Origin of the sequence: Ruegeria atlantica (genome assembly GCF_001458195.1) — a bacterium.
GTDB classification, from domain to species: Bacteria; Pseudomonadota; Alphaproteobacteria; order Rhodobacterales; family Rhodobacteraceae; genus Ruegeria; species Ruegeria atlantica.
Window position 1 is genome coordinate 105925 of sequence record NZ_CYPU01000007.1, and the last position, 21522, is coordinate 127446.

Sequence of the window (21522 nt, forward strand, 5' to 3'; positions counted from 1 at the left end):
TCCCTTAAGCGAAGGTTGCGGCGTATTCGTCCAGCGCAGCCTTGATCTTGTCGGAAGCGTCGCCCTTGATCTTGGGATCTTCGTCGGTGATCCACTGAAGCAGGTCGGCGTGCTTGCCGCGCAGGTGCGCCAGCAGGCCAGCTTCGTAACGGCCAACATCGGAAACGTCGATCTTGTCGAGGTAACCGTTGGTGCCGGCGAAGATGACACAGACGATTTCAGCGTTGGTCAGCGGCGAGTACTGCGGCTGCTTCATCAGCTCGGTCAGACGCGCACCACGGTTCAGCAGCTGCTGGGTCGCGGCGTCAAGGTCGGAACCAAACTGCGCAAACGCAGCCATTTCGCGGTACTGAGCCAGTTCCAGCTTAACCGGACCGGCAACCGACTTCATCGAGTTGGTCTGAGCCGAAGAGCCCACACGCGAAACCGACAGACCGGTGTTCACAGCAGGACGGATGCCCTGATAGAACAGTTCGGTTTCCAGGAAGATCTGGCCGTCGGTGATCGAGATCACGTTGGTCGGAATAAACGCCGAAACGTCACCACCTTGCGTTTCGATAACCGGCAGAGCGGTCAGCGAGCCAGCACCGAAGTCTTCGTTCAGCTTCGCCGAACGCTCCAGCAGGCGGGAGTGGAGATAGAAAACGTCGCCAGGATAGGCTTCACGTCCGGGCGGACGACGCAGCAGCAGCGACATCTGACGATAGGACACAGCCTGTTTCGACAGGTCATCATAGATGATCAGTGCGTGGCGGCCATTGTCGCGGAAGAATTCGGCCATTGCGGTCGCGGCATAGGGTGCCAGGAACTGCATCGGCGCCGGGTCGGACGCGGTTGCGGCCACAACGATCGAGTAGTCAATCGCGCCGGACTCTTCCAGTTTCTTCACCAGCTGCGCAACGGTCGAACGCTTTTGGCCGATCGCGACGTAAACGCAGTACAGCTTCTTCGACTCGTCGTCGCCTGCTGCATCGTTGTAGGTTTTCTGGTTCAGGATCGCGTCCAGAGCAACGGCAGTTTTACCGGTCTGGCGGTCACCAATGATCAGCTCACGCTGGCCACGACCAATCGGGATCATCGCGTCAACCGATTTCAGGCCGGTTGCCATCGGTTCATGAACCGATTTACGCGGGATGATGCCCGGTGCTTTGACGTCAGCAACGCCACGCTCGGTGGATTCGATGGGGCCTTTGCCGTCCAGCGGGTTGCCTAGACCGTCAACAACACGACCCAGCAGACCGTTACCAATCGGAACGTCCACGATCGAGTTGGTGCGCTTGACGATGTCACCTTCTTTGATGTCACGGTCGGAACCGAAGATAACAACACCAACGTTGTCGCTTTCCAGGTTCAGCGCCATGCCCATGATGCCACCGGGGAATTCGACCATCTCACCCGCTTGCACATTGTCCAGACCGTATACGCGGGCAATCCCGTCACCGACGCTCAGCACGCGACCGATTTCGGCCACTTCGGCTTCCTGACCAAAATTCTCGATCTGGTCCTTCAGGATTGCAGAAATCTCTGCAGCTTGGATTCCCATTTATCCGACCTCTTTCATTGCATTCTGTAGGGAGTTGAGCTTCGAACGGATCGAGCTATCGATCATCTTCGAGCCCACTTTAACGACAAGACCGCCAATGAGGCTTTCATCAACGGTCGCATTTATTGTCACGGTCTTGCCCACACGCTCGGACAGCGTCTTGGACAGTTTTTCCAGTTGTGTCTTGGTCAGCGCCTTGGCCGACGCGACATCGGCGGTCACTTCGCCACGTTCGTCCGCCAGCATGTCGCGCAGAACCTGCACCAACTCGGGAACGACGAACAGACGGCGCTTCTGTGCCATCAGAGCCAGCGTGTTACGCATGATGGCGTGCAGACCCATTTTGTCAGCGATTGCGGTAATGGCGCCTTCTTGTTCGGCACGCGAAACCAGAGGCGATGCGATCAGGTCGCGCAGTTCGGCGCTTTCGCCCAATGCTGCTGCCAGATCGTTGATTCCGGTTTCCAGACCTGCGAGGTCATTATTCTCTTTGGCGATCTCAAAGATCGCGGTGGCATAGCGCTTGGCAATGCCTGTGGAAATCGAAGCTGGTTCGGACACGTCCACCCTTCCGATATTTTGGGCCCCGAATTCGCGTTGCGGCAGCTACCCCGGGGGCGTGAAGAAACCCCGGCCAGACGGTCGGGGATCAAAATCACCGGGGATGTAGCAGAGCCGAACCCAGCTAGCAATACATTATCACGGCAACAGGTTTATCCACAAAGTGTTCAATTTCAATAACTTAAGGGGGGTGCGACCCTTTTATCCGGCTGAAACAGACGAAAAATGTTACGAAAGTGTAGGTTTTTGCGATTCCTGTGTACTTTTTCCCTCAATTTTTGCGAATTGAAGAGGGGAAATGACCGGGCTGCTCAGGCTGGCTTCAGAAGGCCATCAAGCGCCTTTATCGGACGACGTTCGGCATCCTTTGCAACACTGCCGCTGGGCGGTCGGATGTGTTTTGTCACCTCAACCATAAGCACTCCGCCTGCCATGACTGTTGGCAGCCTTTGGCCAGTCTTTTCGATCAGGCTCGCCGACTTCAGCCAGAAACGACGGAATGACGGCGGCAGATACAGAGCCGAGCAATGACTTTCCGGGATGAAGTGATGCGCCTTGAGCTGACTTTCCAGCTGCGAGGCTGTGTACGGCCGACCAAAGCCAAACGGGGTCTTATCCGTCCGCGACCACAAACCAGCCCGGTTGGGCACAACAAAGAAAGCGCGCCCCCCTGGCCCCAACACGCGCCAGCACTCATTCAGCAATTGGCTGGGCCGCTGCGAGGTTTCAAGCCCGTGCATCACAATCAGCTTGTCGACATGACCTGTTTCAATCGGCCACAGGGTTTCTTCGGTCAGAACCGACACATTGGGCATTCCGGCGGGCCAGGGCATGACGCCTTGCGGGCCTGGCATCAAACCGATCACGCGGCGGGCGTCCGCAAGATAAGGACGCAGCAATGGAACCGCGAAGCCGAATCCTGCAACCGTTTGCCCCATGGCCTCGGGCCATTGCTCGATCAGTCGCCCACGGATCGCCGCCTGCGCGGCACGACCCAGAGTGCTGCGATAGTAGAAGTTCCTCAAATCCTGCACATCAAGATGCATTGCAGACACCCGGTCAATCGGCTTAGCTGGGCGCAGTCTAGCAACGAAAGGGCAAAAGGCCATGCCTCTTGAGGTCGTTACCATCCCATGTCTCAGCGACAATTACGCATTTCTGGCGCATGACGCCGCAAGCGGCAATACCGCGCTGGTCGACGCGCCCGAAGCCGGACCCATTCTGGCCGAATTGGACAAGCGCGGCTGGACATTATCCCATGTTCTTCTAACCCATCACCATTGGGACCATGTGGATGGCCTGTCTGCCATTTTGGAAAGACATCCGGCCAAAGTTGTTGGCGCGGCCGCCGATGCGCACCGCCTGCCCCCGCTGGATCAGCAGGTCAGTGACGGTGATACGTTTGAATTCGGAAGCGAACAGATTCGGGTGCTGGATGTGTCCGGCCATACTGTTGGCCATGTCGCCTATTACATGCCGGAGAGCGCAGTTGTTTTCACTGCAGACAGCCTCATGGCATTGGGGTGCGGGCGCTTGTTCGAAGGCACGGCGCCACAGATGTGGGCCTCTCTCAGCAAGTTGGCCGCCCTTCCCGATGAGACAATCGTATGCTCTGGCCACGAATACACGCAATCAAACGCAAAATTCGCGTTAACCGTCGATCCAACCAATGCTGCGCTGCAAAAACGCGCTGATGATATCGACCGCGCGCGCGCTGCCGGAGAACCCACGGTTCCTTCGACGATGGCGCTGGAAAAGGCCACAAACCCGTTCTTGCGGGCCGCTGACCCGGCGATTCAGGCGCATTTGGGTATGCAAAATTCGGACACCCCAGAAGTTTTTGCTGAAATTCGGACTAGAAAAGACAGCTTCTAGTACCCAAATTGCCTTCCTCACGGCCACGGTCACGTGAAATGTGACTGTCAAGAGCAAGAAAACCCTTGAAGCCGGGCCACGATCAACCAAACTCTAATAGTATGAGGACATGGTTGGGATGGGGTTCCGGCCGAAGCCTGCCCCTTTCGACCCAAGACAGAGGAGCACCCGCGTGCCTTCATTCTCGAGCACATTAGAACAAGCCATCCACGCGGCCTTGGCGGCTGCGAATGAACGGCGTCACGAATTTGCCACGCTAGAGCATCTGCTTCTGGCGTTACTGGAAGAACCTGACGCCATCCGCGTCATGAAAGCCTGCAGCGTCGATCTGGAAGAACTGCGCAGCACTCTGGTCGAATTCATTGACGAAGATCTATCCAATCTGGTCACGGATATCGACGGTTCCGAGGCCGTGCCAACGGCCGCTTTCCAGCGCGTCATACAACGCGCGGCGATCCACGTCCAAAGTTCGGGCCGGACCGAAGTGACCGGCGCAAACGTTCTGGTCGCCATCTTTGCCGAACGTGAAAGCAATGCAGCCTATTTCCTGCAAGAGCAGGACATGACGCGCTACGACGCGGTAAACTTCATTGCGCACGGCGTGGCCAAAGACCCTGCCTACGGCGAAAACCGCTCGGTTTCGGGCGCGGATCAAGTCGAGGAAGAGGCTCAGCCTGGCGTCACCGAAGGCGAGCAAAAGGAAAGCGCGCTTGGGAAATACTGCATCGACCTGAACGCTAAATCGCGCGCGGGCGATGTCGACCCGTTGATCGGTCGAGCTGATGAGGTTGAGCGTTGTATTCAGGTCCTGTGCCGCCGCCGCAAGAACAACCCGCTGCTGGTAGGTGATCCCGGCGTGGGCAAGACCGCCATCGCCGAAGGCCTGGCACGCAAAATTGTTGGCGGCGAAGCGCCAGATGTGCTGTCCGAGACCACCATCTATTCTCTCGACATGGGTGCTCTGCTGGCAGGTACCCGCTATCGCGGCGACTTCGAGGAACGCCTGAAGGCGGTTGTGACCGAGTTGGAGGACCACCCCGACGCGGTGCTGTTCATTGATGAAATTCACACCGTGATCGGTGCCGGTGCCACCTCGGGTGGCGCGATGGATGCGTCGAACCTGCTGAAACCTGCCCTGCAGGGCGGCAAATTGCGCACCATGGGCTCGACCACGTACAAGGAATTCCGTCAGCATTTTGAAAGAGACCGCGCGCTGAGCCGCCGGTTCCAGAAGATCGACGTGAGCGAGCCTTCGGTCGAAGACAGCGTGAAAATCCTGCGCGGTCTGAAACCCTATTTCGAAGAGCATCATGAGATCAAATATACCGCCGATGCCATTAAGACCGCGGTGGAACTGTCGGCCCGCTATATCAACGACCGTAAACTGCCCGATAAAGCCATCGATGTAATCGATGAGGCCGGTGCGGCGCAGCATCTGGTGGCTGAGAGCAAACGGCGCAAGACCATCGGGGTCAAGGAAATCGAGGCGGTCGTCGCCAAGATCGCCCGCATTCCACCCAAGAACGTCACCAAAGACGATGCTGAGGTGCTGAAAGACCTCGAGGCCTCGTTGAAACGTGTCGTATTCGGCCAGGATCTCGCAATCGAGGCGCTGTCGAGCGCAATCAAACTGGCGCGTGCCGGTCTGCGTGAACCTGAAAAGCCCATCGGCAACTATCTGTTCGCCGGCCCGACCGGTGTGGGTAAGACCGAAGTTGCGAAACAGCTGGCGGATACGCTGGGTGTAGAACTGCTGCGCTTTGACATGTCAGAGTACATGGAGAAGCACGCCGTCAGCCGTCTGATCGGCGCGCCTCCGGGCTATGTAGGCTTTGATCAGGGTGGTCTGCTGACCGACGGCGTCGACCAGCATCCGCATTGCGTGCTGCTGCTGGATGAGATTGAAAAGGCCCATCCGGACGTGTTCAACATCCTGTTGCAGGTGATGGACCACGGTGAGTTGACCGATCACAACGGACGTACGGTGAACTTCCGCAACGTGGTGCTGATCATGACCTCTAACGCGGGTGCACAGGAACAGGCCAAGGCTGCCATCGGCTTTGCCCGTGACCGTCGCGAGGGCGAGGATACGGCCGCAATCGAACGTATGTTCACGCCGGAATTCCGCAACCGCCTGGACGCTGTGATCTCCTTCGCGCCACTGCCGAAAGAGGTCATCCTGCAGGTGGTCGAGAAGTTCGTTCTGCAGCTTGAAGCGCAATTGCTGGATCGCAATGTGACCATCGATCTGACCCCCAAAGCTGCCGCGTGGCTGGCGGACAAAGGGTATGATGACAAGATGGGTGCTCGCCCACTGGGTCGTGTTATTCAAGAACACATCAAGAAACCACTGGCTGAAGAGTTGCTGTTCGGCAAGCTGGCCAAGGGTGGTGTGGTCCGCGTGTCCGTCAAAAAGGGCGATTTGAACCTGGAAATTCTTGGCCCCGATCAGCCAAGAATTCCGGGCGACAAACCTCCGCTTTTGACCGCGGATTAAGACGCCGCATTCGCCTAACAAGTCTAATCGCCCGGTTGTTCAGCAGCCGGGCGATTTCGTTTCGGCCACAAACTTTTTCGACGGAACAGCCAAACCCGCGCGTTTCATTATCACTGATAAATTGCAAAGGGGAATTTGATGACCAAAACCGTCGCCGTTTGGAGCGTAGCATTCGCCCTTTCTGCCGTTGCCGCCATAGCAACTGCCCAGCACAGATTTCGATATCACGACGAGACAGAAACGCAGCCACTGCGCCTGCAGCCCGCAACGATTGATCCGGGGCACAGCCACTCTGAAACCTCTGAGACCCGCAAAAATATACACGTCTCGGCCAACGGGATCCCCGATCACCTTGTCGGGCGCTTTCCGAACCAAGGCAACCCGCACAGCATTTCCGAGCAGCGCGTCAACTTGAAAGTACCGACGAACCCGAAATCCAATCGATCCACCACCCCGCTTGAAATGGGATGGAACTTTGGAGTGTCTCTGAACGGCGTCGTGTTCGACCCGTTGGCCGCTGAGTTCTGGCAGGGCAATCCCCGCTCAGGCTGGTCCTACAATGCGCTTGGGGGCGCGGTCACTTTGGGGTTCGACGAAAACTATGCCCATGTGCAACCCAATGGAAAATACCATTATCACGGCATCCCCACGGGCTTTATTGAGTTGCTGAACTATACACCCAACCGACATTCACCGCTGATCGGATACGCGGCAGACGGCTTCCCGATTTACGCAATGACCGGCGTTTTGGATGGGAAAGTGACGCAAATGAAGTCGTCGTACAGATTGAAAAGCGGCAACCGCCCTGGAGGAAGCGCACCCGACGGAAAGCATGATAGCACGTTTAATGAGGACTACGCTTATGTAGCAGGCGCCGGAAATCTGGATGAATGCAACGGAGCCTTTACGATTTCGCCTGAATATCCATCTGGAACGTATGCCTATTTCCTGACTGAAAGTTACCCGGTCGTCCCGCGCTGCTTTGCGGGTAAGCCAGATAACAGCTTTCGGTTTGGTCGTCGCTGACCCGTACCCTTAACGAGTGTCTCGGTTACCTTTCGGTGAGTTTCAGCTCGATCCGGCGGTTTTGTGCCCGGGCCTCCGGGCTGTCTGCCGGATTTACGGGCTGGAACTCACCAAATCCGTTTGCGGCCAACCGGCTCGGCGGGATGCCCAGCGCATCGACCATGTAGCGCACCACGGACAAGGCGCGGCCCTGACTAAGCTCCCAATTGTCGCGATAGCGCCCGGACCCGGCAAGTGGCACGTTATCGGTGTGACCATCGACGCGGATCACCCAGTTCAGGCCTTCGGGAATTTCAGCCGCCACGCTGCGCAGGATATTGGCCACTTTGGCGATGTCCTGCTGCCCGGCCGGTGACAAAACGGCCGAACCCGTGTCAAACAGGACCTCGGACGAGAATACAAAACGGTCGCCTTCGATCCGAACGCCCTCCTCATCCCCAAGCACGTCGCGCAGTCTTCCAAAGAACTCTGACCGATAGCGTTGCAGGTCTTCGGCCTGCGCGGCCAGTTCCTGATTTTGTCCAGACAGAGCTTCTGCCTCGGCTTCAAGCCGGACACGCTCAGCCTCTTCCAGCAGACGCCGGCGGCGTTCTTCCGAGGCCGCGCGGGCCAAAGCTGCGTTCAGGTCCTGACCCAGAGTCTGAATTCGAATGTCCGAAGCGGCGTTGCGTTCTTCATAGTCGTCCAACAACGCCTGCAACCCGCCAAGTTGTTGGCGCAGCGCCGCCATCTGTTGGTTCAACAACGCCGTTTCTCGCTGCGCTTTTGCGGAAATCATTTTCTCCGCCGAGATCGCTTCACGGGCCACAGCCAATAGGTTTGCACGCTCTTCGGCTAATGATCGTTGCGATTGTGCCTCGGCCTGCGCCTCGGTCTGCGCAGCCAAAGCAGCTTGTAATTGCGCCTGCAACTCGTCTGCATCCAGCGCACCAAACTGGCGCTCAAGCTCGGCCCTGGCGGCTTGTGCTGCGGCAAGCAGAGTCAGTGTATCCTCAGCTTCTTTGCGCTGTGCTTCCAAGGCCAGTGTCATCGCCGTCAACTCGGCATCTGCATCCTGCAGTCGGTTACGCAGGTTCTCGGCAGCGGCAGCTTCGGCCAGCTTGGCGGCCTCTTCCGCGCTGATCTGTTCTTCCAGTTCACTGATCCGGGTGGATTGCGCCGCGTCGCTTTGTTCAAGATCCGCAACCAACGCCTCCAGCGCCTCGCGTTGGGCGGCTGCCAGCCGGGCGGCTTCGGCCTGTTCGTCGATTTCAGATCGGCTTTGCGCCAGCGCGAGGTTCAGCGCCTCTTGGTCCTCCAGCAACTTGGCGCGCTGGGATTCCAGTGTTGCAATGGCGCCGCGCGCCCGCTCCTGATCCGTCAGAAGTGCGGCGACCTGCGCCTCGAAATCCGTGATACGCGCCTGCGACAAGGCCAGGTCCACTTCGGCCCTCGCCAGCGTATCTTCGGTTTGCGACAGGGTCGTGTTCAACGCGCCAAGACGGGCCTCCAGACGGGTATTCTCACGCTCCTCCAATCCCAATGCCCCGGCCAGCGCTGCGACTTCATCCGACAGGGCGGTCAATTCGTCCTCTTGCCCGGAAATGGTTTCGCGCAAAACGAACTGCACCACCATAAAGATGGTCAGAACGAAGGTCAGCACCATCAACAAACCGGTGATCGCGTCAACAAAACCCGGCCAAACCGAGCCCTGAAAACGCTGACCTGTGCGACGGGACAGAGCCATGGATTACTCTCCTTCCGGAGCGGTGCGCACGGCGCCTCGGGGCAATGTCAGAGCTTTGACCAGCAATTCGATATCCTTGCGCAGTTCGCTCATGCTTTCCTGACGACCGGCCGAAATTTCTTCGAGGATACGCAAAAGTTGAACGTCCATCGACCGCAGGCGCATCCGGCTTTCGGCGTCAATTCCTTCACCCGTGCCCTGATCACGCATGTGATCCAGAAGGGCGTCCTGCCCAAGGGCCACCCGTTCCAATGCGGCTGTCACCCCTTCGGATTCAGACTGTCGCACATTCATCTCACCAATCGCGTCGATTAGTTGGCCCAGTTTGACCGACACGGCGGCACGATCAGCCTCTTGCCCCGAAAACAGGTCCTGCAGCGCATCCATCTGTTCGGACATCGCGTCCAGAACTGGGGTCAGAACCGCAATCTCGGCCCCGCCTTCTTCTGAGGCAGCAAAACCAACGCGGGTAATTGAGGACAACCATTCCTCAAGCTCGCGGTAGAACCGGTTCTGGCCGTGACCTGCGAACAGTTCCAGAAGACCGACGATCAGAGACCCGGCAAGGCCCAAAAGGGACGACCCAAATGCCACGCCCATTCCTTGTAGCTGGGCCTCAAGCCCCACCATCAGGCGGTTGAACACGGCCAGCCCTTCTTCGCCCTCTTGCGGGTTCAGACTGCGGATCGTGTCGACAATGGCTGGGACGGTGGTCGCCAGGCCAAAGAACGTGCCCAAAAGGCCCAGATAAATCAGAACATTGGTAATATAGCGCGTGATCTCACGCTCTTCCTCGACGCGTTCCGCGACCGAATCCAGAATCGACCGGGTCGAACTGGAACTGATCTGTGACCGTGCTCCGCGTTCGCGCAGCAATGAGGCCAAAGGTGCCAACAATTGCGGCGTGCGTGCGTCTTCGCGGACAACGCCGCCAACAAAAGCCTCAATCCAGCGAACCGAGCCAATCAGCTGTGTCACCTGAAAGAAACAGGCAAAAACGCCGATTATGAAAACCAGGATGATAAAGCCGTTCAGGTACGGGTTGGCCTGAAACACCGGCAGCACATAAGGCAGCGCCATGAAGACGCCCAACCCCGCCAGGCCAATTGCGACCAACATCATCACAATCTGACGGATGGGATGCGAGAAATGGGGTCTCGCGCCCTGATGTGCCTGCGCCATGCGCGTGTTTCCCGGTTTTTGCCTGCTCTGGCTTGAATCTAGCCAAAATCCGCCGGTGACGCCAAGGGTTTATGCTGTGATGCTGCGCACCCGTTGCGCTAACCACTCAAGATCGGGATCGCGCAGGTCAATCTCGGCCAGATGTTCCGCAGTATTATACAGATATTCCGTATTCGGTCCGCGCCCGCCAATCGCATGTGCAATGATCTGCGCCTGCTCCTCTAACGGCATGCCACCACAGTATTGGACATGTTCTGCGTCGATCACATAGGTCACGGCAGTGATAACCTCGCCAGTGTTCAGATGCACATCAAGGTTTTTCTCGACATAGGCCGATGAGATCAGCTCGCGTTCGCGCAGCTCTTGAAGGGTGCGTTCTTCATGACCAGCTTCGACCGCAAGCGCCAAGCCTGTGCAATTGGCGTCGGTCTGTTCGTCCAACGCTAGCACCAGACCCGGATGTTCCTCGGTCCCGCGGTGGTGGATCGAACTCATGCAAAAGGATCGCGCATACCCATGCAATGTGGCGTGTACGCTTCGGGCCACCGGAAAGCCCGGATTCCATAGCAGCGATCCATATCCGAAAACCCACATCGTCATTGCTCTGGTCCTTGCCCGTTTCGGCCTATAAACATCAAATTCAACGCGGGAAAAAGGGCCAACTGCCATGCGCGGTCTAGTACGAGTAGTCATTTTCTTAACGGTTATCTGGAGCGCCTATTGGTTCGTCGCCGGATTCGGATTGCGCAACGCAATCACCGCTTGGTTCGACAAACAGCAGGAACAGGGTTGGCAGGCGGATTTTTCGGATGTTTTAACGGCGGGGTATCCGTTGCGCCACGTTACGCGCCTGAACAGTCCGGCGCTGGCTGATCCAGTCAACGGCACCGCATGGAGCGCCGATTGGATCGAATTCCAAAGCCCTGCAATCTGGCCGGGACGTCAGGTGCTGCGCTTTGCTGACACCCCCCAGCGCCTGTCCTATTTTGATCAGACGGCAACAATCAAAGCCAGCGATCTGCAGGCTGAGCTGCAGCTACAGCCCGGTGTGGCGCTGGTGCTGGAAAAAATGGCTTTGACCGCGGGTTCATGGTTGATCACTGATGATGCCGAAGCGCTGGCTGGCGGCGATACGCTGACAGTGGTTATGGAACAGACCTCTATTCCGGTAACCTATGCCATCGGCGCTCGAATAGACGGGTTCACCCCGGGAGATGGTCTGCGCGATTTGATGCGGTCTGCGACCACGTTGCCGCAGGCGTTTGAGACGCTCGAACTGGATATGACGGCCACGTTCAACAAACCGTGGGATCGTACGGCTCTGGAACAAGGCAGACCGCAGCCGGTGAAGATTGACCTGAACCTGGCCGAGATGAAATGGGGTGCTTTGCGTTTGTTTGCAGCGGGTGAGCTCGACATCGACCACCAGGGAATCCCAACGGGCGAGATTGCGGTCAAAGCTGAAAACTGGCGCGACATGATTGCAATGGCTAATGCAGCGGGTGCCCTGCCCGATCAGGCCGTTGATCCTGTGACGCGCGCGCTGAATTTCATGGCCGGGCTGGGCGGTAATCCAAATGCGCTAGACCTGCAGCTTAACTTCCGCGACGGATTCGTGGCGCTGGGGCCTTTGCCGCTGGGGCCTGCCCCCCGCCTGATTCTGCGTTAACGGCAGTATGGCCCGCGACGGTGGCGGGCTGTATCCAGATGGAAATGATCCCGGTGATACCGGTCGGCGTTTGGCCCCAATACGGTGCCAAACGGCCCGCATGCATCGCGCCAGATCTTGGCCAGTTGTTTTTGCGATGGGTTCTTGCGCCATCCATTCAGGACCGTCACAACCTCTCCATCGGCCATCTTGAAGGCCGAGATATCAATCGCGCGGCCTTTTCCATGCTCGGAAATACGGGCGCCCTTACGGTTGTTGCGCGTCCGACACGCGTAGTGTGCGGCAACCTGCAATTGAACCACAGGCCCGCGTCGCTTGAACGTCGGCTTGACCGCTTTCTCAACCCATTTGTTCAGCGCAATTGCCGTTCCACAATCCATCGTGGAGGGACGGCTAAGCGTCACACCTGAGACCGAGGTGATCTGAACAGCGTCCTTGATCCCGCAAGCCTTGATCCTGCCCGGTACCGTCCCGACAGGCTTACCCTGAATATCGATGTCGCCACACACCGATCCTTTACGCAGTTTGCGCTTTTTGAACAGCGCCTCCTGCTCCAAGGCTTTGGGCCGCAGGTAAGGCATCAGCGACGTGTCCGGGCCAAGCAGAGGCAGCTCTGCAGGCCGTGCCGCGGCTGCTAAAACCTGCGGTGAATCCGGCCGCAATTCTGGTCGTATGGTGGCCGGAGGCAGCTGAGGCACTGCGCTGCTAAGGACCGCAAGTGTAGCCTGAGGTCGCGATATCGGTATTAACGAACGTTCCAGCGAACCAGCCTGAGTTGACATTGCGCAAAGCGCTGCAAATCCGGTCAGAATGGTTCTCCAGCCCTGCGTCATAGGTTTATTTTCCCCGTCCGAAATCAGGCGCATCCGTATCCTGACCTGCATCAATGATGCCGCGGCGGATGGCGCGCGTACGAGTGAAATAATCGAAAAGCTGCTCGCCGTCACCTGTTCTGATCGCGCGCTGCAGTGCAAACAGTTCTTCGGTGAACCGGCCAAGGATCTCCAGCGTCGCATCCTTGTTGGTCAGGAACACGTCCCGCCACATGGTCGGGTCAGAGGCCGCGATGCGGGTGAAGTCTCGGAATCCAGCGGCGGAATACTTGATAACTTCGGTATCGGTGACCCGGCGCAGATCATCCGCAACGCCCACCATCGTATAGGCGATCAGGTGCGGCGCGTGCGATGTGACGGCCAGAACCAGATCATGGTGATCCGCGTCCATCTCATCAACGTTTGACCCCATGCCTTCCCAAAGTGCCCGCAAACGGGCAATCGCATCCGGGTCCGAGCCTTCAACCGGAACCAAAAGGCACCAGCGGTTGTCAAAGAGTTCTGCAAAACCCGATTCCGGGCCGGAATGCTCCGTCCCTGCCAGCGGGTGCGCGGGGATGAAATGCACACCATCCGGGATTTCCGGCCCAACGGCCTGAATAACGTGACGCTTGACCGAGCCGACATCTGTCACCGTCGCGCCGGGTTTCACGACAGGTGCAATATCTTTTGCAACAGCGCCCATCGCGCCGACAGGAACACAGAGAACGACCAGATCCGCGCCCTCGACCGCCTCTTGCGCGGTATCGCAGACGCGATCACACAAGCCGATGCGGCGGGCCGTGTCGCGGGTGGTCTCGGACCGGGCATAGCCAGTCACTTCGCCAGCAAGCCCGGCGCGTTTGATCGCCCAGAACATCGACGAGGCGATCAGGCCAAGCCCGATCAAGGCCACACGGTCGTAAACTTGGTTCATGCGACGCCCCCTTTGAACGCGGTGATGGCCGCAACAACGCGGCGGCAGGCTTCTTCGTCGCCCACGGTGATCCGCAAAGCGTTTGGCAGGTTGTAGCCCGACACACGGCGCACAATCAAACCTTGGGTCTTGAGATAGCCGTCACACGCCTCGGTCTCGGCCTGGTCGGCAAAGCGGGCGAGGATGAAATTGGTGCAGGACGCATCCGATGGAACGCCGATCTTGGCCAGTTCATCCGACAACCACACCCGCAGGCGCGCATTTTCGGCCTGGCAGAAGGACAGGAATTCCACGTCATTCACCGCAGCCTCTGCAGCAGCCAACGCGGTCAAGGACAGGTTGAACGGCTGACGCACCCGGTTCAGTACGTCGATAATCGACTGCGCGGCATAGCCCCATCCGACACGCATTCCACCCAGACCGTACACCTTGGAAAAGGTCCGCGTCATGATCACGTTGTCAAACCGATCCACCAGCGATGCACCACCGTCGAACCCATCGACAAACTCGGCATAGGCCCCGTCGATCACCATCAGGCAGGTCTTGGGTAATGTCTCGGCCAAACGCAGCAATTCAGCCTCGGGGATCATGGTCGAGGTCGGGTTGCCTGGGTTGGTCACGAACACGATCCGGGTCTGGTCGCTCACGGCGGCCAGAATGTTTTCGACATCCACGTGGCGATTGCGCTCGGCCACCATCACCGGTGTCGCGCCGGCCATGCGGGCGATGATCGGGTACATTGAAAACCCGTGCTCGGTATAGATGACCTCATCACCCGGTCCGGCATAGGCCTGGGCAATGAATTGCAGCACTTCGTCACTGCCAACGCCGCAGATAAGCCGCGCAGTGTCCAACCCGTGCCGCTCACCTATCGCTGAGCGCAGGCTTGCATGATCGGTACTGGGATACCGATGCAGCGTCGCCGCACTAGCGCGCACGGCCTCGATCGCCTTGGGGCTGGGACCGAACGGGTTTTCGTTGGAGCTGAGCTTGATCACATGTTCCACCCCGGCCACATGTGACTGGCCGCCCTGATAGAGCGCGATGTCCATAATGCCGGGCTGCGGGGTGATCTTGTTCATAAGAGGCTCCGTTGTTGGAGCCTCTCATACCCGTCTCAACGCGTTGAGAAAAGCGGCAATTCCGTCACGCCGCTTTGAAGCGGGCGGTCGCCGGGTCGGCGTTGTAATAAGGGGCGAATTCCTCTGTCCTGTGGGACAGATCGTTAACGCTGTCGATGATGAACTGAACCGTCTCTTCGCTCATTAGGTACGAGAAATTCAGCCGCACCCAACCCGGTTTCTTCATCTCTTCACCCGCAGACAGGGCCGCATGCAATTCAGCGGACGTTTCGCGGTCGATATCCAACAGACGATGCGCATAAGGGCCGGCACAGGCGCAACCACCGCGCGCCTGAATGCCGTAAATGTCGCTGAGCATTCGTGTAAATAGCTGCTGGTGCACCGGCTGGCCGGAGTTGTCCCGCACAAGGAAAGAGTAGATCGGCAGGCGATGCGGATTATCAGTGCCTAGCAAAGTCAGGTTTGGATTGTCGCCCCACCCTTTCAATGCCATTTCATTGTATCGGGCTTCGCGTTCAGCAATTTCATCCGTGCCGACGACATCCTTAACGATGAAGGCCAGCGCGGCGCGGATATCCCCAATCACATTGGGTGTTCCGGCTTCTTCCCGCGTGGCCAAATCCTCGCTGTAGTCATGGCGCCAGGGCGATACAAAACTGACAGTGCCGCCACCAGGCCAACTTGGGCAAGTGCGGCGAACTGCGTTCTGGTTGACGATCAGCACGCCTGACGCGCCCGGGCCGCCCGGGAATTTATGAGGCGAGACGACTATGGCGTCCTTGCGTGCATCCTCTGGCCCCATGTCCATCGGCAGGTAGGGTCCGCCACCGGCATAGTCCCAGATCGACACAGCCCCATGCGCCTTAAGCAGCCGGGTGATCGGATCTGGATCGGTGATGATGCCGGTCACGTTGGATGCCGCCGAGAAGGAACCGATAATCAGATCGGACTCGGCATTATCCGCCAACGCCTGTTCAAGTGCAGTAAGATCAACGCCGCCTTCGGACGCCTCGGGGATTTCTATGACCTGCGCCTTGCTTTCGCGCCAGGGCAGAATGTTGGAATGATGCTCATACGGCCCGATCAAAACAACCGGCCGGTCAGCCCCTTCAACTCCCATCAAGCTGACCAGCCGGTTAAGACCCGCAGTGGCGCCAGACCCGGTGAAGATCACCGCGTCCTCTTCCCTTGCTCCAACAATGCGGGCTATTTCCGCGCGCGCTTCGCGGCGCAGACGGGTCATGTAAGACCCGCAATAGGAGGCCTCGGTATGGCTGTTGGCATAAAAAGGCAGCACCTCATGGGCGACAAAATCCTCTACCTGCTGCAGCGCACGACCCGAAGCGACGTAGTCCGCATAAACCAGCGGCACGTCCCCATTCAGACCGGGGATCAGAACATTCTCTCCGATCAGCCCGTCGCGCAGGGTTGAATTGCGAGTGGTGGATTGGAGGTCTGCGCGAAATTTGAACAAGGTCATGACTAATTCTCCGTATTGCATCACCAAATATGATTGAATAGGGATGCAGAAAATTCACCTTTCTTTTGGTAGATATCTAAAATTTTGTGTCATATGCTTCTTTATGGCAGAAAAATTAGATCATATTGACAAGCGCATCCTTCGCGAACTTCAAACAGACGCAACACTGTCCCAGCGTGAGTTGGCGGACCGAGTCGGGTTGTCGCAAAATGCCTGTTGGCGGCGGCTGAAGGCGTTGAACGAAAATGGCGTCATTACCGGTTCGACCGCGCGGATCGCCCGCGAAAAACTGGGGCTGAGCCTTGTGGTCTTTGTTATGCTGCGCACCCGGCACCATTCGGCGGAATGGCTGCAAGCCTTTCGAAGCCACGTCCTGACCATCCCCGAGGTGGTGGATTTTCACCGCATTGGTGGCGACTATGACTATCAGTTGAAAGTCGTCACGCAAGATATGACGTCATATGACAAGGTGTATCAGCGATTGATCGACAAGGTCGAACTAGACAGTGTGACCTCGTACTTTGCGATGGAGGCCATCGCCGAAAGCAGGCCGCTGCCAATTTGACTCAGCGCCTTCGGCGGACTTCTTCAATTGTCAGGCTGGAATACTGCTCGTAGGTTGTTACGCGTTCAATTCAAAACACAGCCTGCGCCACCCAAGCGTGTACTTCAGCATTCCCACCCACTGCAGGCGTTCCATTGGGTCACTTCGGTGGATATTTTCTAATAGCCGAGATGCAACATGCTGAATCAGCCTTCAAACCCAATACGCGTCGTCACATGACCAAACAAAAAAAGGGCCGCGCAAACTACGCGGCCCTGGAATTCTGGGTGTCGGCGAAGATTAGTTCTTCGCGTAGAATTCGACGACCAGGTTTGGTTCCATGACGACCGGGTAAGGCACATCGCCCAGGCCAGGTGCGCGAACGAAGGTCGCGGTCATTTTCGAGTGGTCGGCGTCGATGTAGTCAGGCACGTCACGCTCGGCCAGAGCAGCGGCTTCCAGAACTACAGCCAGTTGCTTGGACTTGTCGCGTACTTCGATCACGTCGCCTTCTTTGACACGGTAGCTGGGGATGTTGACCCGCTTGCCGTTCACTTTGACGTGGCCGTGGTTCACGAACTGACGTGCAGCAAAGACGGTTGCAACGAACTTGGCACGGTAGACAACCGCGTCCAGACGACGCTCCAGAAGACCGATCAGGTTTTCACCGGTATCGCCGTTCACACGTACAGCTTCGGCGTAGATGCGGCGGAACTGCTTCTCGGTCAGGTCGCCATAGTAGCCTTTCAGCTTCTGCTTGGCGCGCAGCTGCAGACCGAAGTCCGACAGTTTGCCCTTGCGGCGCTGGCCGTGCTGGCCGGGGCCGTACTCGCGACGGTTGACCGGGGATTTCGGGCGACCCCAGATGTTTTCACCCATCCGGCGGTCAATTTTGTACTTGGCAGACGTGCGTTTGGTCACGGCTGATCTCCTTCTTTAGGTCGAGGCCCATACAGGCCACTATGAAGGGCGTTGTCCTCTTGAGGTTTCCCCCATGACAGGAATCCCCTTACGGGGTCCACCAACACCAATGAAGCCGCGCTTATATCCGCAGAACTGGCGGAGTCAACACGGCTGTGGATTTTTTGCTATGTGCGAGTGTCGTCGGCCTGCTTGGCGTTTTAGTCTGCTACGCTTCGGACGCCCGCAACTGTGTTTTCCCAACTCTTATCCATCGGCGACCGCGTCGGGAAAGCGACAACGTTTTGGTCCGGGAGGCTGGAATTGGTTGCGCTTTCAAACTCGGTATACGCACTGACCCAGAATTCCTGATCGCGCGCAGGATACCCGTTTTCAAAAACCAGCGTTGGGTTTGCTTCTCCGGCGACCGAAAACAAGAGCGCCGTGTACTTGTGCGCGCCATTGGTCAGAACGATACGACCCAGTGCTCCGTCTGCCAGATTCGGCGACGGCGCTATGCTGTTTAGCACTTTTGAGGAATAAGCTTCGGCCTGGCCTGACAACACTAGGCCCTGCTCGGCCGGACTGGCCAATGAAAGAGCCTGCCCACGCCACGACCATGCGGCTCCGATTTTCAAAAAAGACTGAGGCGCCGCCTCAAGTCCGTTTAACTCTGTCTGCGTCCACGAAATGGATATGCGACCGCTGTCCCCGGCTGTCATTGTATCCGCCTGTACCTTTCAACAAACCACTGCTTACCGCACCTTCTTATCAGGACAGAATCTGGCGGAAAAGAGACCGTAGTGCAGCAATCACGTAAATGTTTCCGGTGTGTCAAGTCAAACTGATACTAAAAGTGAAGTAAATTCAACCTTAGATTGTTTTTGAAAAAAAGCGATGGAGCAACCTCAAGAATGCTCAAAGCGATTCTCTACTCAAATATTTGTTTTTAAATTGCAAATTATACCTAGGCTATTCGCTATTCATGCACCACCAATTCCCAGCGGTATTTCGGAAACCATGATACTCTGGTTCATCCAATCCTATCTGGGCATCCGATTTGAGCCGTCTAATCGTTGCATTACAGCAACTAAATTGGGCAGTGGCACCAATCTGGGCCAACCCTTGCTTCAATTCATCAATGGATGCCATTCGACCGCTTCAGCTTGTCCAAGTAAGCTCGTTTCTACTCTATCTGGCACCGACTCACGCGCTCGTTTCCCAGGTTGAGTTTGACCTTAACGAGCGCCTTTCAGAACTAGCAGTAGCCCAAAGCCTTGACGAGCTTACCTTGGACGAAACGGTGGAAAGGCTTCCCGATATTGCGGTCATGACGCCGGAAAAGTGCTTTGCTCTTCTGGCTTTCGCACCACACCTGTTTCAGAACGTTGGTCTGCTGGTGTTCGATGAATTCCACCTGATGAGCGCGGCCATCGATCCCACGTCCCCAAACGGTATTCGGGCCGACCGAAGGAGCATCGACGCCATGCTTTGCTTCCTGCAATTCGGTCAGATCAACGAGAAAGCCGACTATCTACTTCTTTCTGCGATGATCTCCAACGGAACGCGGCTAAAGGAATGGCTAGACGCACACACTCACGGTCCCGTAGTGGCTTTTGACTATGAATGGAAACCAACTCGGCAGCTGCGAGAATGCGTAGTTTACTCCAGTAGCGCGTATGACTCGCTCACTGCACAGGTGAACAATGATGATACGCAGGCCCCGCTTGCCACTCCCGATGGATTGTTTGCTCTAGATTCGAATTGGCTAGCAGAACCGAGTAGTTCCAGCGCACTCAAGGTGCTGTCCGACAAGTCGATCCCACTGGGGATTGGGAAATCCAAGAAGACGACGCGTCGCTGGTTGACATCGAATCGTAATAAGGTCGCTGTGAAGCTCGCCCGACATGGTTTGAAGGTCTTGGTCTTCTGCAAAACTATTGTGATGGTCCGTTCAACGGCTAAAGCTGTCAACAGACACTTTGAAAGCTTCGAGGCAAAGCTGGCCGCCGATCAATCTGTTCTGCGTGAGACGGCAATCGATGAAGTTGGAAGGGAGGAAGCAATTTATGACGCAGGAAGTGAGATCGCTGCTGTTCATCACGGCGAGCTTCTTCCATATGAACGTCGTTTGGTTGAGGGGTCGTTCAGGTCCAAAGAAAGCGGCCTAAACGTTCTTGTTGCGACCTCCACACTTGCACAAGGGCTTAACCTCCCCTGCGACGTAGTGATCCTTGCAGGTACGTACAGATTGGACCCGGAGACCGAAAAACGGAAAGATATGGAGGAGCACGAGATATTCAACGCACTTGGGCGTGCAGGTCGAGCCGGTCATGCACTCACAATCAACTTGGACCACACAAGTGGGGCTGATCAAGTGCCCTCGCTCATCCATGGAGCTTTCGATTACCCCCTCAATTGCGTCCGATGAATCTTTCGACAAGCCCATTCGGGCAGCTTGATGGCGCGCAAACCCCTTCAGTTGAAAACTTGAGAGTGCTTGCAACTCGATCACCGTGCATCGGTTAACCAAAGGCTTTGGCACCCGAGAAACATTGTTGGCGGTCAATACCCACGAAATGTGCGACATATCAAACTTGGTTCGAAAATACGGGCATTCCCAAGCAACAGCTGTCGCAGGTTCCAGAAAGCTCAGCAACGAATCCGAGAATGCATGATGGGCACCACTGTCTGAAGTGCCTGATTGCGCCTTGCAGATTTCATCAACGACAACGAGAGGATTCCCAACGCGGTGCTGCATGACCGTTTCAAGTGGCCTTCCTGGTTGTGCAGACGACCACCCTCTTTCCGTTCCCGAAACACTGAAGCCCACACCACCTAGGCTCGCATCAATCTCGCATCTGGGAAGTTCAAGTAGTTCAGATAGCCTTCTGGCCCACACCGATTTACCAATTCCACGCGGTCCATTCAGCAATAGGTTCGGCAACCGGATTGTACCTTTACCACTGGCGATACGTCGCAACGCGTGCCAAACCTCATTGGTGGCGGCGGACATCCACGGCATTTCTGTATGTAATGCAGCTACTGCCTCGTCCACCCAATGCTCATCTCTCGGCTCCACCAAACGAACCCCATTCATTAGTGGCCGCAGTCGCTGGATTTCTTTTTCCGAGAGATGCCCAAGACCTGAGGCTTCTGTCCGGTGTTGTAGAATGCGCTGAACTCGATTTTTGATGCGCCGTTTGTCATCCCAAGTCAGCAAGACACCATCTGACAATTCGCAAGCAACTTTTTCAAAGTCATCTTTACCGAGATCGGCCGAGTGTTCATCATCTCCGATGAGTTCTTCGGCCAGCCGCGTTTTACGCAAATTCTTCAGGTATTCATTAAATCGATGCGTAAGGACACCTTTTTCAATGTTGGGATCCGTGGCGAGTAGGAGTTCGATGGTCTTCATAGCAGTTCCCTCATCTATCCAGTGAGACAAACCGACCGAAAACGAGCGCAATAGGAGACAAATTTTCAGCAGCTAACGGTGGGCCCTAACAGGGGCAGATCAGAAAAACCGTATGAGAAAGAAATGCTGAGATGTCGCCATGCAATGAGACAGCCCTATTACTGGGTGCACGTCAATACCTTCGAGTTATTGATGCTGACCGAGAAAGCGCCCGCTAAGAAAATCAGACGCTTTCCCGCCCCTATGAAAACAAGGGGGTTTTGATACTTG

The 21522-nt window shown here is 56.8% G+C and carries 18 protein-coding genes and 1 pseudogene; 6 read left to right on the plus strand and 13 right to left on the minus strand.

What is annotated here, in order from left to right:
• Positions 1-4 precede the first annotated feature (4 nt).
• From atpA to RUA4292_RS01560, 3 genes are all read right to left on the minus strand, one after another.
• Complete coding sequence (gene atpA, locus RUA4292_RS01550; protein WP_058276007.1) at positions 5-1543, minus strand: F0F1 ATP synthase subunit alpha; 1539 nt, start codon at positions 1541-1543, stop codon at positions 5-7.
• On the minus strand, positions 1544-2104 hold the full coding sequence (locus RUA4292_RS01555; protein WP_058276054.1) for a F0F1 ATP synthase subunit delta: 561 nt from the start codon (positions 2102-2104) through the stop codon (positions 1544-1546).
• A gap of 311 nt (positions 2105-2415) precedes the next feature.
• The gene (locus RUA4292_RS01560) at positions 2416-3150 is read right to left on the minus strand and encodes a class I SAM-dependent methyltransferase (protein WP_058276008.1); all 735 of its coding nucleotides are present in this window, start codon (positions 3148-3150) and stop codon (positions 2416-2418) included.
• A 61-nt stretch (positions 3151-3211) separates the two neighbouring features.
• Between RUA4292_RS01560 and gloB the strand changes: the two genes are divergently transcribed.
• From gloB to RUA4292_RS01575, 3 genes are all read left to right on the plus strand, one after another.
• Positions 3212-3979 carry a hydroxyacylglutathione hydrolase gene (gloB, locus tag RUA4292_RS01565; RefSeq protein WP_058276009.1) on the plus strand — a complete coding sequence of 256 codons (768 nt, stop codon included), beginning with the start codon at positions 3212-3214 and terminating at the stop codon, positions 3977-3979.
• A gap of 172 nt (positions 3980-4151) precedes the next feature.
• Positions 4152-6476 carry an ATP-dependent Clp protease ATP-binding subunit ClpA gene (clpA, locus tag RUA4292_RS01570; RefSeq protein WP_058276010.1) on the plus strand — a complete coding sequence of 775 codons (2325 nt, stop codon included), beginning with the start codon at positions 4152-4154 and terminating at the stop codon, positions 6474-6476.
• Between the two features lie 138 nt (positions 6477-6614).
• On the plus strand, positions 6615-7502 hold the full coding sequence (locus RUA4292_RS01575; protein ID WP_058276011.1) for a YHYH protein: 888 nt from the start codon (positions 6615-6617) through the stop codon (positions 7500-7502).
• A gap of 25 nt (positions 7503-7527) precedes the next feature.
• Here the strand turns inward: RUA4292_RS01575 and RUA4292_RS01580 are convergent, their stop codons facing one another.
• From RUA4292_RS01580 to RUA4292_RS01590, 3 genes are all read right to left on the minus strand, one after another.
• Complete coding sequence (locus RUA4292_RS01580; protein WP_058276012.1) at positions 7528-9228, minus strand: peptidoglycan -binding protein; 1701 nt, start codon at positions 9226-9228, stop codon at positions 7528-7530.
• A gap of 3 nt (positions 9229-9231) precedes the next feature.
• Positions 9232-10410, minus strand: a complete 1179-nt coding sequence (locus RUA4292_RS01585) for a hypothetical protein (RefSeq protein WP_058276013.1) — start codon at positions 10408-10410, stop codon at positions 9232-9234.
• A gap of 69 nt (positions 10411-10479) precedes the next feature.
• Complete coding sequence (locus tag RUA4292_RS01590) at positions 10480-11010, minus strand: gamma-glutamylcyclotransferase (protein WP_058276055.1); 531 nt, start codon at positions 11008-11010, stop codon at positions 10480-10482.
• Positions 11011-11077: 67 nt separating this feature from the next.
• Between RUA4292_RS01590 and RUA4292_RS01595 the strand changes: the two genes are divergently transcribed.
• Positions 11078-12079 (plus strand): DUF2125 domain-containing protein, encoded by a 1002-nt coding sequence (locus RUA4292_RS01595; RefSeq protein WP_058276014.1) that lies wholly within the window; start codon positions 11078-11080, stop codon positions 12077-12079.
• On the opposite strand, the gene RUA4292_RS01600 is transcribed toward RUA4292_RS01595, so the two are convergent.
• The 4 genes from RUA4292_RS01600 to RUA4292_RS01615 form a co-directional block, all read right to left on the minus strand.
• The gene (locus RUA4292_RS01600) at positions 12076-12861 is read right to left on the minus strand and encodes an extensin-like domain-containing protein (RefSeq protein ID WP_233493296.1); all 786 of its coding nucleotides are present in this window, start codon (positions 12859-12861) and stop codon (positions 12076-12078) included. The two genes, RUA4292_RS01595 and RUA4292_RS01600, sit on opposite strands and share 4 nt — an antisense overlap.
• A 55-nt stretch (positions 12862-12916) precedes the next feature.
• Complete coding sequence (locus RUA4292_RS01605) at positions 12917-13828, minus strand: prephenate/arogenate dehydrogenase family protein (RefSeq protein ID WP_058276016.1); 912 nt, start codon at positions 13826-13828, stop codon at positions 12917-12919.
• The gene (gene hisC / locus RUA4292_RS01610; RefSeq protein ID WP_058276017.1) at positions 13825-14910 is read right to left on the minus strand and encodes a histidinol-phosphate transaminase; all 1086 of its coding nucleotides are present in this window, start codon (positions 14908-14910) and stop codon (positions 13825-13827) included. The genes RUA4292_RS01605 and hisC overlap by 4 nt, the downstream gene beginning before the upstream one ends.
• A 64-nt stretch (positions 14911-14974) precedes the next feature.
• Positions 14975-16390 carry an aminotransferase class V-fold PLP-dependent enzyme gene (locus tag RUA4292_RS01615; protein WP_058276056.1) on the minus strand — a complete coding sequence of 472 codons (1416 nt, stop codon included), beginning with the start codon at positions 16388-16390 and terminating at the stop codon, positions 14975-14977.
• Positions 16391-16493: 103 nt separating this feature from the next.
• On the opposite strand from RUA4292_RS01615, the gene RUA4292_RS01620 reads away from it, so the two are divergent.
• Positions 16494-16955 (plus strand): Lrp/AsnC family transcriptional regulator, encoded by a 462-nt coding sequence (locus RUA4292_RS01620; RefSeq protein ID WP_058275495.1) that lies wholly within the window; start codon positions 16494-16496, stop codon positions 16953-16955.
• Between the two features lie 279 nt (positions 16956-17234).
• Here RUA4292_RS01620 and rpsD read toward each other — a convergent pair whose 3' ends face one another.
• Both rpsD and RUA4292_RS01630 read right to left on the minus strand, forming a co-directional pair.
• Positions 17235-17855, minus strand: a complete 621-nt coding sequence (gene rpsD, locus RUA4292_RS01625; protein WP_058275494.1) for a 30S ribosomal protein S4 — start codon at positions 17853-17855, stop codon at positions 17235-17237.
• Positions 17856-18055: 200 nt separating this feature from the next.
• Entirely contained in the window at positions 18056-18556 is a 501-nt protein-coding gene (locus RUA4292_RS01630; RefSeq protein ID WP_058276018.1) for a hypothetical protein, read from the minus strand.
• Positions 18557-18975: 419 nt separating this feature from the next.
• On the opposite strand from RUA4292_RS01630, the gene RUA4292_RS25580 reads away from it, so the two are divergent.
• Positions 18976-20265, plus strand: a complete 1290-nt coding sequence (locus tag RUA4292_RS25580; protein WP_058276019.1) for a DEAD/DEAH box helicase — start codon at positions 18976-18978, stop codon at positions 20263-20265.
• A 90-nt stretch (positions 20266-20355) separates the two neighbouring features.
• Here the strand turns inward: RUA4292_RS25580 and RUA4292_RS25060 are convergent.
• A pseudogene (locus RUA4292_RS25060) lies at positions 20356-21252 on the minus strand (AAA family ATPase); the annotation flags it as partial.
• Between the last annotated feature and the right edge of the window lie 270 nt (positions 21253-21522).